At 68.3% G+C, this 17,281-nt stretch carries 14 protein-coding genes; 6 read left to right on the plus strand and 8 right to left on the minus strand.

The window, feature by feature from the left end; genetic code table 11:
• Nucleotides 1-38 precede the first annotated feature (38 nt).
• Entirely contained in the window at nt 39-383 is a 345-nt protein-coding gene (rpoZ, locus tag RZN05_RS15570; protein WP_317227482.1) for a DNA-directed RNA polymerase subunit omega, read from the minus strand.
• Between the two features lie 214 nt (nt 384-597).
• Here rpoZ and RZN05_RS15575 point away from each other — a divergent pair, with 214 nt between their 5' ends.
• A complete protein-coding gene (locus tag RZN05_RS15575) occupies nt 598-1,767 on the plus strand; it encodes a phospholipase D-like domain-containing protein (RefSeq protein WP_317227483.1) in 1,170 nt (389 codons plus the stop codon).
• Here the strand turns inward: RZN05_RS15575 and RZN05_RS15580 are convergent.
• Entirely contained in the window at nt 1,730-2,395 is a 666-nt protein-coding gene (locus RZN05_RS15580; RefSeq protein ID WP_317227484.1) for a TetR/AcrR family transcriptional regulator, read from the minus strand. The genes RZN05_RS15575 and RZN05_RS15580 overlap by 38 nt on opposite strands.
• An 89-nt stretch (nt 2,396-2,484) precedes the next feature.
• Between RZN05_RS15580 and RZN05_RS15585 the strand changes: the two genes are divergently transcribed.
• Genes RZN05_RS15585 through RZN05_RS15595 form a run of 3 tightly spaced genes read left to right on the plus strand, consistent with a single transcriptional unit; the run spans nt 2,485 to nt 6,634 of the window.
• Entirely contained in the window at nt 2,485-3,954 is a 1,470-nt protein-coding gene (locus tag RZN05_RS15585; RefSeq protein ID WP_317227485.1) for an efflux transporter outer membrane subunit, read from the plus strand.
• The gene (locus RZN05_RS15590; RefSeq protein ID WP_317227486.1) at nt 3,947-5,095 is read left to right on the plus strand and encodes an HlyD family secretion protein; all 1,149 of its coding nucleotides are present in this window, start codon (nt 3,947-3,949) and stop codon (nt 5,093-5,095) included. The genes RZN05_RS15585 and RZN05_RS15590 overlap by 8 nt, the downstream gene beginning before the upstream one ends.
• Nucleotides 5,096-5,107: 12 nt before the next feature.
• Complete coding sequence (locus tag RZN05_RS15595; RefSeq protein ID WP_317227487.1) at nt 5,108-6,634, plus strand: DHA2 family efflux MFS transporter permease subunit; 1,527 nt, start codon at nt 5,108-5,110, stop codon at nt 6,632-6,634.
• 36 nt (nt 6,635-6,670) lie between these two features.
• Here RZN05_RS15595 and RZN05_RS15600 read toward each other — a convergent pair whose 3' ends face one another.
• From RZN05_RS15600 to RZN05_RS15610, 3 genes are read right to left on the minus strand one after another with little or no spacing between them, the layout of a single operon-like run.
• Nucleotides 6,671-7,042, minus strand: coding sequence for a YdbL family protein (locus RZN05_RS15600; RefSeq protein WP_317227488.1), 372 nt, complete (start codon nt 7,040-7,042; stop codon nt 6,671-6,673).
• The gene (locus RZN05_RS15605; protein ID WP_317227489.1) at nt 7,042-7,230 is read right to left on the minus strand and encodes a YnbE family lipoprotein; all 189 of its coding nucleotides are present in this window, start codon (nt 7,228-7,230) and stop codon (nt 7,042-7,044) included. The genes RZN05_RS15600 and RZN05_RS15605 overlap by 1 nt, the downstream gene beginning before the upstream one ends.
• 11 nt (nt 7,231-7,241) lie before the next feature.
• Entirely contained in the window at nt 7,242-10,391 is a 3,150-nt protein-coding gene (locus tag RZN05_RS15610) for a YdbH domain-containing protein (protein WP_317227490.1), read from the minus strand.
• Nucleotides 10,392-10,573: 182 nt separating this feature from the next.
• On the opposite strand from RZN05_RS15610, the gene RZN05_RS15615 reads away from it, so the two are divergent.
• On the plus strand, nt 10,574-12,985 hold the full coding sequence (locus tag RZN05_RS15615; RefSeq protein ID WP_317227491.1) for a serine/threonine protein kinase: 2,412 nt from the start codon (nt 10,574-10,576) through the stop codon (nt 12,983-12,985).
• Nucleotides 12,986-12,991: 6 nt separating this feature from the next.
• Here RZN05_RS15615 and RZN05_RS15620 read toward each other — a convergent pair whose 3' ends face one another.
• Nucleotides 12,992-13,501 (minus strand): ECF-type sigma factor, encoded by a 510-nt coding sequence (locus RZN05_RS15620; RefSeq protein WP_317227492.1) that lies wholly within the window; start codon nt 13,499-13,501, stop codon nt 12,992-12,994.
• A gap of 140 nt (nt 13,502-13,641) precedes the next feature.
• Here RZN05_RS15620 and RZN05_RS15625 point away from each other — a divergent pair, with 140 nt between their 5' ends.
• Nucleotides 13,642-14,217: a hypothetical protein gene (locus RZN05_RS15625; protein WP_317227493.1), complete on the plus strand. Its 576-nt coding sequence runs from the start codon at nt 13,642-13,644 to the stop codon at nt 14,215-14,217.
• Nucleotides 14,218-14,268: 51 nt separating this feature from the next.
• On the opposite strand, the gene RZN05_RS15630 is transcribed toward RZN05_RS15625, so the two are convergent.
• Both RZN05_RS15630 and RZN05_RS15635 read right to left on the minus strand, forming a co-directional pair.
• A complete protein-coding gene (locus RZN05_RS15630) occupies nt 14,269-16,152 on the minus strand; it encodes a family 43 glycosylhydrolase (RefSeq protein ID WP_317227494.1) in 1,884 nt (627 codons plus the stop codon).
• A gap of 2 nt (nt 16,153-16,154) precedes the next feature.
• Nucleotides 16,155-17,276, minus strand: a complete 1,122-nt coding sequence (locus tag RZN05_RS15635; RefSeq protein WP_317227495.1) for a hypothetical protein — start codon at nt 17,274-17,276, stop codon at nt 16,155-16,157.
• Nucleotides 17,277-17,281 lie beyond the last annotated feature (5 nt).

The following is a 17,281-nucleotide window of genomic DNA, read 5'->3' on the forward strand; positions in this document are numbered from 1 at the left end:
GCTCCGGGGCCGCCTTACGCTCGGGTCGCTGCGAAGGCTCAGCCTTCGTAGTCGGCGCCCAGATTCTGGTTGCGGGGCGGGGCCGCCGCGGTGAGGCGCAGCGCCTCGGCCGACTGGGCCAGCGAGCCGACCTCGTCCGGGGCTTCCTCGTCGTCGATCTGGACGCGCTGCAGGCTCGAGACCACCGCTTCTTCGAGGTGATTCGGGCGAACCATCTCCTCGGCGATCTCGCGCAGCGCGACGACCGGATTCTTGTCACGGTCGCGGTCGAGCATCAGCTCGGCACCGCCCGAGATCTGCCGTGCGCGCTGCGCTGCGAACAGGACCAGGTCGAACCGGTTCGGGATCTTGTCGACGCAATCCTCGACTGTGACGCGCGCCATCTACGCTTCCTTGAAAATGGGAATTCGGGAGAGGGGCGGCAGATAGGCAGCACCCCAAGGATTGTCAAGAAAAACGCCGCCCGCGCCGTGCCAGGCAACCTGCGCGCAACCCGCGAGTTCAAGGGACGAACGGCTTGTCAGGATCGCGCGACGCATGCGAGCATTGGAGACCACCGCCCTTGCCGCAGGCGCCGGGGCGGCCCATGACCCCGGCATGGATCGCTGGTCGCAGCCCTTCACCGTCGACGGCAGCCGGCTGACGATGCTGCCCGATGGCCCTGAGCGGATGGACGCGCTGCTCGGACTCATACGCGGGGCGAAGCGTTCGCTGCGTGTGCTGTATTATATCTATGTCGACGACGCCGCGGGTGCCGCGGTGCGCGCGGCGCTGATCGACGCGGCACGGCGCGGCGTGAAGGTCTACCTGATCGTCGATGGCCTGGGCAGCGAGCATGCCGCCGCGCATCGCTTTTTCGACCCGCTGCGCGAGGCTGGCGTCGATGTGTGCCGCTTCGTACCGCGCTGGGGGCGCCGCTATCTGCTGCGCAACCACCAGAAGCTTGCGCTCGCTGATGAGGAGCGGGTGATCATCGGCGGGTTCAACATCGAGGACAGCTATTTCGGAACGCCCGAGCAGGATGCGTGGCGCGACCTGGGATTGCTCGTCGAGGGGCCGGCGGCGGCACGGCTGGTCGGCTATTTCGACGCGCTGTCGCGCTGGGCGAAACGGCCGCGTGCCTCGCTGCGCGCGCTGGCGCGGCTGCTGCGCGAATGGAGCGAGCCCGAGGGCAAGACGCGCTGGCTGCTCGGCGGGCCGATGCGCCAGCTCTCGCCCTGGGCCCGCGTCGTCAAGCGCGAGATGCAGCTTGCCCAATCGATCGACCTGATCACGTCCTATTTCGCGCCCAACCCGGCGATGCTGCGGCGGCTAGACAAAGCGGGAAAGCGCGGGCGGGTGCGGCTGGTGCTGCCCTCGAAGGTCGACCACACCGCATCCTTATGGGCGGCGCATTTCACCTATGCGGGGCTGCTGCGGAAGCAAGTGCAGATCTACGAGTATCAGCCGACCAAGCTTCACATGAAGCTCTTCGTCATCGACGATGTCGTCCATATCGGATCGGCCAATTTCGACATCCGCAGCCTGTATCTCAACCTTGAGCTGATGTTGCGGATCGAGGATCGTGCGTTCGCGGCGCATGTCCGCAGCTTTGTCGAGCACGAGATCGCCGATTCGGAGTTGGTGACCCCGGCGATCTACAAGGCCCGCACGGGGCTGTGGACACGGGTCAAGCAGTTCGCCGCCTACTTCGTGATGGCGGTGCTCGACTATAACGTGACGCGACGGCTCAATTTCGGTCCGCAGCAGCCGCGCCACCGCGGTTGATCTCGAAGGCGCGCGCGAAGATGTCGGCGGCATAGCGCGCCTCGGCGTCGATCCGCTCGGGCGTCGCCGCTTCCTTGCCCCACAATACGCGCTGGTGAAGCCCCCCCAGGCACAGCCCGGCGAGCGCGCGCGCCGCGGCGAGCGGCTCATCCTTGCGCATATGCCCCGACGCCATCTCGGCGGCGAAGAAATCGGCGAGCAGCTGCTGGGTCGGCTGCGGCGCGCGGCGGAAAAAGATCTCGGCGATCTCGGGAAAGCGCCCCGATTCGGCGGCGATCAGCCGGTGCAGCCGGAGGCCATCCGGTGACGTGATCTTGGTGAGGAAGCTGCGGCAGAAAGTGAGCAGCGTCGTGTAGGGATCGTCGGTCGGCTGGAGCACGCTCGCCATCTGCCGGCGATAATCGGCGGTGGCGTGATCAAGCACCGCGGCGAACAGCTCTTCCTTCGACGGGAAGTAACTCCACAGCGTACCCTTCGACCCACCCAGTTCGGCCGAGATCGCCGACATCGACGTCGCCGAATAGCCGTTGTCGAGGAAGGAGCGCTTGGCGACTTCGAGAATCGCCAGGCGGCGCTCTTCCTTGCGCGCCTCGCGCTTGCCCGGAGCCTTTTCCGTTAGAGTTTCCATAACCGTACTATAGGGTACGATTTTCTATTGACAAGCCGGCATGGCGGGACCATCTGCGCTGCCGTACCCTCCAGTACGGTATTTAAATCATGACTCGCTCCTTCACTCGGTCGCTGCTCGTCGCAAGCATCGCCCTTCCCGCCTTTCTCGCCGCCTGCGCGCCCGTGCCGCAACTCGGTGCGCGCCCCGAAATCCGCGCCGGCGATAGCTATGCCGCCAGCCAGACGCTCGCTTCCGCGACCACGGCCGCGAACTGGCCCGCCGCCAATTGGTGGGCCGAGTATGGCGATGCCCAGCTCACCGCGCTGATCGAGGAAGGCCTGACCGATTCGCCCGACCTTGCCGCCGCCGCCGCACGGCTGCGCGCGGCGCAGGGCTATGCCCAGCAGGCCGGCGCCGCCCGCCTCCCCTCGGTCGGGATCGAAGCGAGCGCGACCGAGGCCAAGCAGAGCTATAACAACGGCATCCCCGCCGCGTTCGTGCCGCAAGGCTGGAACGACAGCGGCCGCGTCGCCGCGAGCCTGAGCTTCGACCTCGACCTCTGGGGCAAGAACCGCGCCGCGCTTGCCGCCGCAACCTCGGACGCCGAGGCCGCGCGGATCGAGCTCGAACAGTCGCGGCTCGTCCTCTCGACCAATATTGCGGGCGCCTATGCCGATCTCGCGCGTCTTGCAGCGGAGCGCCGGGTGCAGGAGAATGCGCTCAGCCTGCGTACCCAGACGCAGAAGCTCGTCGCCGACCGCGTCGATGCCGGGCTCGATACCCGCGCCGAATCGAAGCAGGCCGATGCTGCGGTGCCACTTGCCCGCGCCAACCTCGCCGCGACCGACGAGGCGATCGGGCTGACCCGCAACCGCATCGCCGCCCTGCTCGGCAAGGGGCCGGACCGCGGGCTGAGGATAACCCTTCCCGCCAACCCGACCGAAGCGCGATCGCTTCCCGCCGGGGTGACCACCGACCTGATCGGCCGCCGCCCCGACATCGCCGCCGCCCGCGCCCGCGTCGAAGCCGCCGCGAGCCGGATCAAGGTGGCGCGCGCCGACTTCTACCCCTCGATCAACCTCAGCGCGCTGATCGGCTTCCAGTCGCTCGGGCTTTCGAACCTGTTCGACAGCGGATCGACCTTCGGCCAGGCCGGCCCGGCGATCAGCCTGCCGATCTTCCGCGGCGGCGCGCTCGCCGGCCAGTATAAGGGCGCGCGCGCCGGCTATGACGAGGCGGTCGCCAATTATGACGGCACCGTCGCCACGGCGTTCCGCGAAGTCGCCGATGCGGTGACCAGCCAGCGCGCGCTGGGAACCCGGCTTTCGGAAAGCCGCCAGGCGCTGGCCGATTCGGAAGCCGCCTATGGAATCGCCAGGCAACGCTACCAAGGCGGCCTGTCGACCTTCCTGGATGTTCTGACCGCCGAGGAGAGGGTGCTGCAGAACCGCCAGATCGTCGTCGATCTCGAGGCGCGGGCGTTCACGCTCGACGTCCAATTGGTCCGCGCGCTCGGCGGAGGCTTTTCCAACACTCAGGCGGCCGGTGCCGCACGCAAGGACGCTCATAATGGCTGATGCCGATCCCGTAGGCCGCGACTTCCACACTGAGGAAGCCACCGCCAAGAAGCCCACGCTGCGCAAAAAGCTGCTCACCGGGATCGCCGGCGCAGTGCTGCTGGCCGGTGCCGGCTATGGCGGCTGGTACGCGCTGGTCGGCAGCCACTATGTTGGCACCGACAATGCCTATGTCGGCGCGGACACCGCGAGCGTCACCCCGATGATTGCCGCGCAGGTGCTGCGCGTCGCGGTCTCGGACACGCAAGCGGTCAAGAAGGGCGATGTACTCGTCCAATTGGACGACAGCGACGCGCGGATCGCGCTCGCCCAGGCCGAGGCCGACCTTGCCAAGGCGCGCCGCCAGTACGGCCAGACTTCGGCGACCAGCGCGGCGCTCGCCGCGCAGGTCGATGCCCGCAACGCAGATATCGCGCGTGCCCGTGCCCAGCTCGTCTCCGCCCAGGCGGATTACGAAAAGGCACGCGTCGATCTCGCCCGGCGCCAGCGCCTCGCCCCCAATGGCGCGGTGTCGGGCGAGGAACTTTCCTCGGCAGGTACCGCCTTCGCGTCGGCCAGGGCCGCGCTCGAACTCGCGCGCGCGGGGGTGGCGCAGGCGAGCTCGACCAAGGGTGCGGCAAGCGGCGAGCTGGCGGCGAACAACGCGCTGATCAGCGGCACCACCGCCGCCAACGCCCCTGAAGTGCTCGCGGCGCAGGCCAAGGTCGCGCAGGCGAAGCTCGAGCTCGACCGCACGCTGATCCGGGCGCCGATCGACGGCGTGATCACCCGGCGCAACGTCCAGGTCGGCCAGCGCGTCGCGCCGGGGACCGCGCTGATGCTGATCGTCCCGGTCGATGCGCTCTATGTCGATGCCAATTTCAAGGAAGGCCAGCTCGATCGCGTCCAGATCGGCCAGCCGGTGACGCTGACGTCGGACCTGTATGGCGGCGGCGTCGAATATCACGGCAAGGTCGTCGGGCTTTCGGGCGGCACGGGCGGCGCGTTCGCACTGATCCCGGCGCAGAACGCCACCGGTAACTGGATCAAGGTGGTCCAGCGCCTCCCCGTCCGCGTCGCGCTCGATCCGCGTGAGTTGAAAGCGCACCCCTTGCGGGTCGGTCTCTCCATGGACGCCGAGATCGACGTCTCCGCCAAGTAAGGACCGTTCGTCATGAACGCCAAAGAAGAGGCGGCGCCCCTCACCGGGTTCCGGCTGATCCTGGCGGGCGCAGTGCTCGCGCTCACCAACTTCATGGTGGTGCTCGACACCACGATCGCCAACGTCTCGGTGCCGCACATCGCCGGCAGCCTGGGCATCTCGGGCAGCCAGGGGACGTGGATCATCACCTCCTATGCCGTCGCCGAGGCGGTGTGCGTCCCGCTGACCGGCTGGCTCGCCGGGCGGTTCGGAACGGTGCGCACCTTCACCTTCGGGATGATCGGGTTCGGCATCTTCTCGGTGTTGTGCGGTCTATCGACCTCGCTCGGCATGCTCGTCGCATGCCGGATCGGCCAGGGCCTGTGCGGCGGACCACTGATGCCGCTCAGCCAGACCCTGCTGATGCGCATCTTCAAGCCCGAGCAGCGTGCCCAGGCGATGGGCGTATGGGCAATGACCACGGTCACGGCGCCGATCCTCGGCCCGATCCTGGGCGGCACGATCAGCGATTCGTGGTCGTGGCACTGGATCTTCTTCATCAACATTCCCGTCGCCGCCTTGTGCGCGTTCGGCGCATTCCGCCTGCTTGGCTCTTCGGAGACCAGGACCGAGAAGATGCGGATCGACGGGATCGGCCTCGCGCTGATGCTGCTGTGGATCGGCGCGCTCCAGATCATGCTCGATCTGGGCCGCGAGCATGACTGGTTCGCCGACCCGACGATCATCGCGCTGGCGGTGATCGCCGCGGTGGGGCTGCTCGTCTTCCTCGCCTGGGAGCTGACCGAGGACCAGCCGATCGTCGATCTGCGGGTGTTCCGGCATCGCGGGTTCAGCGTGGCGGTGGCGAGCCTCTCGTTTGCGTTTGCGACCTTCTTCGCCTCGGCAGTGATCATCCCGCAATGGCTGCAGACCAGCATGGGCTACACCGCGACCTATGCCGGCTATGCGACGGCGTTCACCGGGGTGGCGGCGGTGATCATGTCGCCGATCGTCGCCAAGCTATCGACCAAATTCGATCCCCGCGCGCTGGTGTGCTTCGGCATCCTGTGGCTCGGCATGACCTCGCTGCTGCGCGTGCACTGGAACAGCGGCGCCGATTTCTGGACGCTCGCTTTCCCGCAATTGCTCCAGGGCTTCGGCATGCCTTTCTTCTTCATCCCGCTGACCACGCTGGCGCTCGGTGCGGTCGAGCCCGATGAGACTGCCGCCGCGGCAGGGGTGATGAGCTTCCTGCGCACGATGGCCGGGGCGATCGGCACGTCGATCTCGGCGACCCTGTGGGACAATAGCAGCCGGGTGGCGCGCAGCGAGATCGTGTCGAGCATGAACACCCAGGCGACCAGCGACGCGCTGAGCGCGCAGGGCTTCTCGCTCGATCAGATCCGCGGGGTGATCGCACAACTGGTCGACAAGGAAGCGATGGCGGTGGCGACCACGCATATCTTCCTGATCTCGGCGGTGGTGTTCTTCTTCGCCGCGATGATCATCTGGCTGACCCCGCGGCCGACACGCGCAGTGGCGATGGGGGCGGCGCACTGACACTCCGTCATCCCGGCTTTCGCCGGGATGACGATCTCACAAGCAGCGCGGGTCGCGCACCGGGGCGTCGGCGCCGCGGGTCAGCCAGCGGCCGTCGGGCGCCTGGTATTTCTCGCCTGGCTGGGTGCGCAGGACCAGGTTGCAGCCGGTGACGAACGCCATCTGCTCGACGGTCGAGCCGCTCGCAGCCTGCGCGGTATATTGCTTCTTGCGCTGGATGTTGATGTTGTTGACCAGCGCCTGGAGCGCGGGCGTGCCGGCACCGACCACGCCGAGATAGCCATCGGGCTGCTCGCCGACCTGGCCGGCAGCGCGCGCCGCCGAATAGGCTGGGTCGCGCTGGGCGAGCGCGGGCGTGGTGACGAGGGCGGCCAGCGCCGCGGCAACGAAAAGGGTCTTGGAGCGCATCAGAATATTCCCGGGTTTTCCTGGATCAGTGTCTTCGCCTTGTTGTCGAGACGATACACCACTTCCTGCGTGATCGATATGTTGAGGTTGATGACGATCGGCTTGTCGGGCGCGGTGACGTTGACGCAGCCGCCGGCCAGCATCGCCGGCAGCATGGGCCAAAGCCCCAAGTTTCGATTCAACCTCATTGCGGCTCCTTTCATCGCAGCTTCTGGCTTTCGGGGGGCTGAACCGGTGCGGCAGCCCCCTGGGCTTCCTGTTCCTGCAGCAAGGCCGGCAGGTTGCGCTCGATCAGCCGGTTGGGATCGTACCAGGACTGGACCGAATCGAGCAGTTGCTTGAACGGCGCCGCGATCCGGACGTTGAACACGAAGGGCAATTTCGCCAGCCGGCGCAGCAGGAAATTGGACTTGGTGCCCTTGCCCTGGCTCACGCCGGCGAAGCGGATCTCGGTGACCATGTCGCCCGCCAGCGGCCCGTTCATGTCGATCGTCAGGCTCTTATACTCGAGCGCCTTCAAGGCCTGGAATGCCATGTTGCCCCACACGCCGAGATCGCGCTGCGAAAGCTCGCCGACATAGGCCAGCGAGCCGCCGGCGCGGGCGCGCAGCACGCCGCCTTCGATCCGCCCGCCCTGCGCGTCGAAGATCATCGGCAGCGTGCCGTCGAAGGTGCCGGTGGCATCGAGATTGTCGAACTCCATTTCCTTGAGGAACAGCGCGGCGTCCACGCCGGTGACCTGGAAGGTCATGCGTCGCGCCTGTCGCTCGCTGAAATCGAGCACCGTCGGCTCGAGCACCAGCTCGCCCCCGGCAAAGGGCCAGCGGCCGCCCTCGACCGCGACGCGGGTGGGTTCGAGAAGTTGGAAGCGGACCGTGCCGTCGCGCACCGGCACGCCGGGATTAATCTCGGCAACGACGGCGACCTGACCCGGCGCGGTGCGCATGCCGAGCAGGTCGGTGAAGTCGAGCCTGGTGGCGAGCCCGCGCACCGGGCCGAACGCCGCGGCGAGATCGACCGATTTGGTGCCGAAGTGGCCAGTGCTAGTGACGCCCCCGGGGGACCAGTCGATCCGACCCTTGCCGTCGACGCTGCCCGACACGTCGGCGATGACGCCGAAGGTAAGCGGCGTGAGCACGCTCGGCTGGAAGCCGTTCTCAGCAAAGGCGATACCGGGAACATCGATCGCCGCAGTGCCGCGGCCGGTCGACAAATCGTGGCGGATGTCGATGCGCGCCACGGCCACGCCCGCGGTGGGGGCCTTGAGGCCGGCGGTAGCGCTGATCGCGTTGCCGGAAAGCGCGAGGCGGGCGTCATCGCTGGCGAGCGGATAGAAACGCGGTTCGGGAGCGGCATCGGAAACGGTCAGCGCGCCGGCGAGCGCAAGGCCTTCGGCGGTGGTCTTCCAGCTGCCTGCTGCGCCTGAGATCACCAGCGGCACCGCGCCGATCTGGCCACCGAGCCCCGCGAAGTCGCCGGCGATCTCGCTGCCGAAGCGCCCGCCGAGCGAGGCGATGTCGAGCCGAGTGACGGTCTCGGCACCGAGCCGTACCTGCACGCCGCCCAGGCTGAACCGTGAGGCGCCGAGCAGGAGGCGGGCATCGTCGGCCCGCACCGTCAGCGGGCTCGATCCGACGCGCCCGGCGAGTTGGGGGCGGGTCAAGCGAATGCCGCCAGCCACGCCGCGCGAGGATATGCCGACCATCGCCCTACCGATCGGGCAGGCGTTGAGGCTGCCCGGCGCGAGCACTGCCCCGGCGACGGCGACGCGATCGAACCGGACGGTCGCGCAGCCGGGGTTTACCGTCACGCTGTCGCCCCGCCAGCGCGCATCGAGCGGCAGCGCGAGCCGCTTGACACGCCCGGCACCGAGCGGGCCCGACAGCGTCGCGGCGGTGCGCAGCTCGCCGCGGCCCTGGCCGAAGCTGAAGGCGATGTTCGCCAGCGCCAGGCTTGCGCCGTTCGCGGCATAAGGCTGGACGAAGCCGGTGCCGCGCAGCCGCGCCTCGCCCTGCCTCTGCGACAGCCGCAGCACTGCCTCGGGCACGCCACCGCCGCGCAGCGCCAGGGTCCCGTCGATCCGCGGCGCCGCCGAGGCGCCGTCGCCGCTCACGCCGCCGCCGCGATCGAAGCTGAGCCGCGCACCGCTCGCGGCATCGACCTGCAGGCGAGGCAGCGCATAGCGGAAGCCACTAGACGACGCCGCAACCGTCACGTCGGCATTCGCGTCGAAACCGGCGGCCGCCGCTGCGACCGACTGCGCCAGCCGTGCTGCGATCGGCGCGAGCGGCGTGCCCCGCGCGGCCTGCGCCTGGTTGCGGATCGCGACGCGCTGCGCCTCGGGAAGGGCCGCTCCGCGCACGGTCACCTTGCCGCGATATTCGACGCTGCCCCCCTGCTGGCGATAGCCGCCGGCGAGGTCGAGGCCTGCGCCGGACGCCTCGACCGCCGCAAACCGACCCGAGCGCAGGGTGATCGCGCCGCGCGTCGCCGCAGTAGTGCCGTCGAAAGTGATGCGGCCCTGCACATCCGAAACGCGGCGCATAGCCATTTCGAGCCGGGGCAGCGCGAGGTCCGCCGCGCCCTTCCAGCTATCCAGCGCGGCGCCGAGATCGGCCTGCACCCCGATCCGCGGCGTTTCGGCGCGCACTCCGGCGCAGTCGAGCCGCGACGCCGCAAGCGGCCCGGCGATGCTCGGGCGCGCGTCGCGGATGCGCAGGTCGAACGCGCCCGAGATCCCCGCCGCCGAGCAGCCGGAAACGTCGAGCCGCGGCGCGGTTACCCGCGCGGTGCCCGCAAAGCCATCGTCGAGCAGGCCCTTGCCCGCGAAGGCGAGCTCGGCGCGTCCTGCCGGGCTGTCGAGCGCCAGCCGCGCATCGGCGACATCGATCTCGATATGCGGCAGCGCGAAGGGCTTGCCCGAGGGCGGCGGCATCAGTTTGTCGATATCGCCGAGCGCCAACCGTCCGCCGACCACGCGCCCGTTGAGCCGCACTTGCCCCGCCCGCAACGCGAGCACCCTTGCGCCCCAAGGCGACAGGGTGGTGCCGAGCTCGACCCAATCAGCGGTCAGATCGGGCGCACGCGGATCGCCGATCACCACCCCGGTCAAGCGCTGGCGCCAAGGCGAGAGCTGCTCGATGGTATATTGCGCGCGCACCCCGCGGCGGCTCAGTTCGCGATCGACGAACTCGCGTGCGATCGTGCGGCGCTGAAGCCACGCCGCCGCCAGCGCGACGAGCAGCAGCAATGCGAGCGTGAGGAACAGCCGTCCCCAGGGACGCCGTCGCCGGCGATCCGCTGAGTCTTCGATCGCCTGGTCCGGCGTCTGATCCAGGCTCGTCGTCACCGCAGCTCCCGCACCGGCACTATGCCGCGCTTCCCCGCCCGGCAACAGAGGGTTCGGGAAAGGGTTCCGAACGCGGCCGCGCAACTGCCCGATCCGCAAAGAAAACGCGTTGAGGCGAAATCGGCTTCACGCCTGCGCAGGTGCCGATATGCTGGGGCAGGGCTGAACCGGGGGGTGGAGTCGTGGAAAGCAGTTTGATGATGGCCGTGCGGCTGTTCGAGGAGATCGAGCCGCTCGATCCCGGCCGGCGCGAGAAGCGGTTGACCAATGTGTCGCCCGCGATCGCCGCGCAGGTGCGCGCGCTGCTCGAAGGCGCGGCGCGGCGGGGGGTGCTCGACGGGCCTGCGCCCGAGATCGAAACCGCCGCCGCAGTCCCGGGCTGTTCGTTCGCCCCCGGCACGCACGTGGGCCGGTTCGAGATCGTCGCGCCGATCGGCATGGGCGGGATGGGCGAGGTCTATCTCGCCGAGCGGCAGGATGCCGGCTTTACCCAGCGGGTCGCGATCAAGCTGCTGCGCGTCGATTCGATGCTCAGCGCCGAGATGTTCGCGCGCGAGCGGCGGCTGCTCGCGCAGGTCGATCATCCCAACATCGCGCGGCTTATCGATGGCGGGATCACGCCCGAGGGCCGGCCCTGGATGGCGATGGAATATATCGACGGCGAGCCGCTCGATCGCTGGTGCGAACATCACAACCCGCCGCTCGACACTCGGCTGCGGATCTTCGCGCAAATCTGCGAGGCGGTTTCGCACGCGCACGCCAATCTGATCGTCCATCGCGATCTCAAGCCCTCCAACGTGATGATCGACGCGAACGGCCGCGCGCATTTGCTCGATTTCGGCGTCGCCAAGCTGCTCGCCGATGGCGGCGATGCGCTGGCGCAGACCCAGGCTTTGATCACCCCCGATTATGCCGCGCCCGAACAATTCGATACCGGACCGGTGACCACCGCGACCGACGTCCATGCGCTCGGCGCCTTGCTGTTCGAGCTGCTGACGGGGCGCCGGCCGTGGCAATCGGGCGGATCGCTCCCGACGATCGTCCGCCGCGTGGTGACCGAGGAACCGCCCCAGCCGAGCAAGGTCGCTGCGTCGCTCGACGATCCGCCGGTCCCGCCCGCGCGGCTCAAGGGCGATCTCGATGCGATCGTCGCCAAGGCGATGCGCAAGGAACCGGCACAGCGCTACGCCACGGTCGAGGCGCTGGCTGACGATCTCGATAGGGCGCGTACGCTGCGGCCGGTCCAGGCGCGACACGGCTCGCGGCGCTATGCGCTGGGCCGCTTCGTGCGGCGCAACCGCCTGCCGATCGGCGCGGTCGCGGCGGTGATCGTCGCGCTGCTGCTGGGCTCCGTGGCGTTCGCAATCCAGGCGCAACGCACCGCGGTCGAACGCGATCTCGCGCGAGCCGAGGCGCGACGATCCGACGCGATCGTCCAGACGCTGACGCTGATGCTCGGCACCAGCCCGAGCTCGGCCGACCTGACGGTCAAGCAATCGCTCGACCAGTCCGCCGCGCGGATGCTCGCGCGGCTCGACGGCTCGGAACGATCGGGCGAGGCGGTGGGCGCGATGGCGGACCTGTTCATCAACATTCAGGATCCCAAGGGTGCCTTCGTGCTCTACAAGGGCGCACTCGACCGCGGCATCGGCCGCGACAGCGCGATATGGACCGCGCGGCTGCGTGCCGGGCTCGCCGATACGGCGATCTCGGTCGGCCAAAGCGAGATCGCGCCCAGGCTGCTCGATCAGGCCGACGCGGTGTTCCGCACCGATCCCGAACGCTATGGCGCCGATCTCGAGCAAGTGAAGCTGTCGCGCGCGGCGATCGCGCGCCGCAAGGGCGACTACGATACTGCATTGGCGCTGCTGTCCGCCGATCTGCCCACCGCCGAGCGGGCGTTCGCGGCCAACGACAGCGCGATGCTCACCCGCTACAACAACATGTTCGTCTACCTGATCGAAGCGAACCGCGGCGACGAGATACCGGCGCTGCTCGAACGGGTCGATCGCACGCTCGCCCATCCCGGCGCACGCGACATGATCCAGGCGTTCAACATCGATCAGCTCCGCGCGACCTGGCAGATCCGCCAGGGCAATGCCGCCGAGGGCGAGCGAATCGTCATCGGCGTGATCGAGCGCCGCCGCCGGCTGTTCGGCGAGAGCGCCGGGCTGGCGAGCGACCTGATGCAGCTCGGCAAGGCGCGGATTGCCAAGCGCGACTTCGTCGGCGCGGAAACTGCGTTGGTCGAATCGGAAACGCTGGCGGCGCGATACCTTGGGCCGATGGCGTTGCCGACGATCGTCATCAAGCTGGCTCTGGCGCAGACCAGCGCCGAGCGCGGCGACGTTCCGGCAGCGCAGGTCAAGCTGGCCGAGGCGATGAAGGCACTAGCGCCAATGCCGACGCCCAACCCACTCACCGGCCAGGCGGCGCTGACCGAGGCGGTAGTGGCGCTCAAGGCAGGGCGGAAGGGAGAGGCGCAGGCTGCCGCGGCGCGCGCCCGCACGAGCTTTGCGGCGATGGGCCCGTCGGGAAGCTTCGGGCTGACCGCGATCACGGCGATCGAGCAGCGGATCGCGGCGCTGCGGTAAATCCGCTTAATCCGCCACCGCCAGCCCACTGTAGAGGATCGCGCGTGCCTGCACCCAGAGGCGGCGCACGGTGCGGTCGGTGACGCCGAGCACAAAGCCGGTCTCGCGCTCGTCGAGCCCGGCGAAGAAGCGGCAATCGACCACTTGTGCGAGCCGCGGATCGGCGACTGCGAGGCGGCGCATCGCATCGCCCAGCCCGGCGAGTTCCGCGTCGTCCGCCGCGGTCGCAGCCTGCGATTCGATCGCGCGGGTATAGCCATGCACTTCGGCGGCGCGCTTGCCCGCCAGCCGCGCGCGCGCCGCGTCGATCATGATGTGGCGCATCGCCGTCGCCGCGCAGCCAAGGAAGTGGCGGTCGCTGTCCCAATCGGTGCGCTGGCGGATCTTGAGATAGGCCTCGCTGATCAGCGCAGTCGCTTGGATCGTGTTGGGGCTGCCCGCGCGGCGATGCTCGCGCTGCGCGATGCGGTGCAGTTCGTCGTAGAGAACACGAATCAGCTCTTCGGACGACTGCATTCCAGCAACATCCCAGCCATATTTCACAACGGCAAGTGCAAAGTCGTGCATGTGCGCGGATCGGCATGTCCGCTTCGCCGCGCCGCGCCCGTCTAGCGTGGCGAGGTTTCCGCTAGGGGAGGACGAAGATGCGACATGCGATGGCTATCTGCACGGCATTGGGGCTGGGACTGGCGCTGGCCGGCTGCGGGGGCGGCACCACGCCCGACGACGTCCCGAGCACGACCGTGGAGGCGGCCGCCGATCCGGATCCGTGCAGCCTGATGACCGGGGAAGAAATGACCGCGATCACTACCGACCGGGTGACCGCTACCCGCCGTGACGGCGTATCGTGCACCTATCGCAGCGCGCCCGATGACGGCGTCCAGGTCACCGTGCGCGCGAGCGGCGGCGCCAAGGCGATGGAAGTCGTCCACCGGACCACCGAGATGCTCGGCGGAATGGGCGGCGCCATCGCCGACCAGGGTGGCGCGGGTGCCGATGTCGCCGGGATGCTCAAGAAGGACATGTCCGCCGCCCCCAAGCTCGGCGACGAAGCGGCCTGGGGAGCGAACGACACGCTGTCGGTACGCAAGGGCGACGGTTTCGTCGAAGTGACGCCGCCGCTGATGCACGATCCGGCTAATCACAGCGGCTACCCGCTGATCGGCAAGGCGGAGAAGCGCAAGATCGCCGAGGCGGTGGCGGCGAAATTGCTCGCCAAGCTGCCGCACTAAGCACCGGTTCGGCGCAGCCCGTCGACGCCCGCTCGCCACCACGCGATCCGCTCAATCGCGCGCCGCGCCGATCCGGGACACGCCGATCGAGGCGGGATCGCCGATGTCGATCGGGACCAGCCCGAACTTCATCCGCCACGGCGCGGTCGGATCGTTGCCGAACATCGTATACCAATAGCGGCCCTGCTTGTCGGCGAAGGCAGTGCCATGCCCGCCGTGCGGCGCGCCCATCCGGCGCTGGCTGTACGGGCCGAACAGCGTCTTCGAGGTGCCGTACATCATGTCGTAGGTGCCGTGGGTCCGCAGCGGTCCGTGCCATTCGGCGCCGGTTAGGAAATAGACGCCGTTCACCTTGATGAGGCCGTTGCCTTCATAGCCGACATGGTCGCCGTCTACATCGACCAGCTTGCGCACCGGGCCGTCGAAGCCGTCGCCCTTGGCGTTGAGCTTGGCGATGTTGCCGCCCCCCCACAGGAAATAGAGCCCGTCGTCATCTTCGAACGGGAAGCCGTCGATCCCGTCGACCAGATAGCTCTTGGTGACATTGGCATAGGGGCCCTCGGCCCTGCCACTGGTCGAACGATAGAGCCAGGTCTTGCCGCCGACCCCGCGCTCCATCACCGAGAATGCGAGATAATAGGTCTTGTCGCGTTCGACCCATTTGATCTCGGGCGCCCAGAGCTCGGCGATGTTCTTGCCGAAATCATAGCCCATGCCTTCCCAGCGCCAGACGAAGCCGGCGTCAGACCAGGTCTTCAAGTCGGTCGAGCGCCACAGCTTCACCCCGCCCTCGGGCCGGTGATAGCCGTAGCCGTCGAGCGTGCCGACGAGATAGTAATAGCCGTCGCCGCCGAGCGTTACCGACGGATCGCGCATGGTCTCGCTGGTGATCAGCGCCTTCCGCGCGGCGACCGCGCTGTCCTCGGTGATCACCGAGGCGGCCTGGCGCAGCCGGCCATCGGGCGCGCGCTCGAGCGGGACCAGCCCGACCTGCTCGCAGAACAGCGCGAAGCCGTCGTCGCATTTGGGGTTGTACGCCGCGGCGAGCCTGCCCTCGCCGAGCTTGACCAGCGACGCGCGGCCGGCATGCGGCACGGCGAGCGCGCGCATGCTGAACGGGCCATAGGGCGTCGGGCCCTCGGCGACGAACAGGTCCTCGGTCGCGGTGCGCATCCGGCCGGTGACTTCGCTCGCGGCGAGGACGTATTTGTCGCCGTCGCGAACCATCGTTGCGTCGCTGCGGCCGACGCGCGTGCGAACGGGCCAGTCCTTGCCGACCGGCGGGTGCTTGGCGAATTGCGCCTGGTCGGGCTTGAGGAAGCGCGGTGCCTCGGCGAGCTTCTGGAACCCTAGGGCAAGCTTCGCGATGTAGCCACCGCCCCAGAGCAGATAGCCCGGCCCGTCGCCGTCGACGAACAGCGATGCGTCTGGCACGTCCTCGACCAGGCACGGCGAGGCCGCGAAAGCACCGCCGGGCGTGGTGCCGATCGCGATACGCGCGCAGCCTGTCTTGTCGGAGAAGGCGAGGTAGAGCTTGCCCCCGGCGACGGTAACCGAGGGCGCGAGATAGCGCTCGGATATGTCGCCCGGCGCGATGCCGTTGCCCGCGATCTTGGCAGGCCCCCAGTTCGTCCACGCCTTGCCGTCCTTCGACGTCCACAGTTCGACACCGTGGCGCGGCGCGTTACGCAGGCTCGTGCCGGTGAGGATCCAGCCGCCATCCGCGGTGCGCGCGACCGAGGCATCACCGATCGGCCGCTCCGAGAAGAGCGACGCGACCGGCTTGGCGTCCGGCCCCGGCATCACCGTGGCGTTGCGGTCCATCGAGGGATGATCGGCGAAGATATCATCGGCGACGCCCTTGGCGGGGGCCTGGGCAGCGGCCGGCATCGCGAGCAGCGAGGCCAGCGCAGGGATCAGCAGCGAACGGTGCATGGTCATTTCTTCTGCAATGCCTCGAAGTCGTCGATCCACGCATAGTTCGCCGCGGCGCTGCCGTCCGCGTTCTTGCGCACCGTCGCGGGGGCGAACACGCTGTTGAGCAGCCACGGCACCTTCTTGGGTCCCCACTCTGCCGACATCGAACTGCCCTGCTTGAAGCCATAGGTCGCCACCGCGAGCCGGCCGGTGTCGCGGAAACGCTTCATCTGGTTGGCGAGATAATGCTTCCGGCTCTCAAACCACGGGCTCTGCGCCAGGAAATCATCCCATTGGGCCTTGGGGAACGGGGTCTCGAGCGCTGCCTTAATGATCTGCCAGTTCTGCGCGGTGCGCGGCGCGCCGTACTTGTCGGCAAAGGCGGCGGGCACCGGCTTTTCCATGTTCGCCTGCCACCACCAGACCAGCGAGAATTCGGTGACGATGAAGGTCTGCTCGGGGCGCATCCGCGGCAGGATATAGTCGAGGAAGGGCTTCGATTCCTCGATCGCGCGCATATGCGGGTGGATGTTGACCCCATCGATATCGGGCGTCGCCTTTACGAAGGCGAGCCAGCGCTCGGTCGCCTTGGTCTGCCAGGCGGGGCGCTCCATATGGTTGAGCGCGCCCATATAGAGCCGCGTCTTGCACGCGCCCGGGCAATGCGCCGTACGATAGGCGATCACCCGCTGGGCGAGGCCTTCGTAGAACGCGTTGAAATTGTCGTTCCAGTCCTCCTTCCGGCTCTCGATGAAGGGCTCGTTGCCGATCACCAGCATGTCGACCTTGCCCATCACCAGCGGCAGCACTGCATCGGTGCGCGCGATCTGTTTGTCATATTCGGCGCTGCCGAACTTGGGGAAGGCGACCCGGTTGTACGGATATTTGAGCGTCAGGATCGTCTTGTAACCGCGCGCGCGGGCCTCGAGGATGGTCTTGACCGCGCCGTGCTCCGCGGCACCCGCGCGATCGACCTGCGGCATCGGCAGGAAGATCCGGACCCACTTGGCATCGGCCTTTTCGAGATCGCGATAATCCACGTCCTCGAAATGCTCGTTATAGTTGGCGCCGATCGCGCCCTGCGCCAGCGCCGGGCCGGCACTGGCGAGCAGCGCCGCGCAGAGAATCAACAGCTTCCGCATCGCTT

The organism is Sphingomonas sp. HF-S4 (assembly GCF_032911445.1).
GTDB classification, from domain to species: domain Bacteria; phylum Pseudomonadota; class Alphaproteobacteria; order Sphingomonadales; family Sphingomonadaceae; genus Sphingomonas; species Sphingomonas agrestis.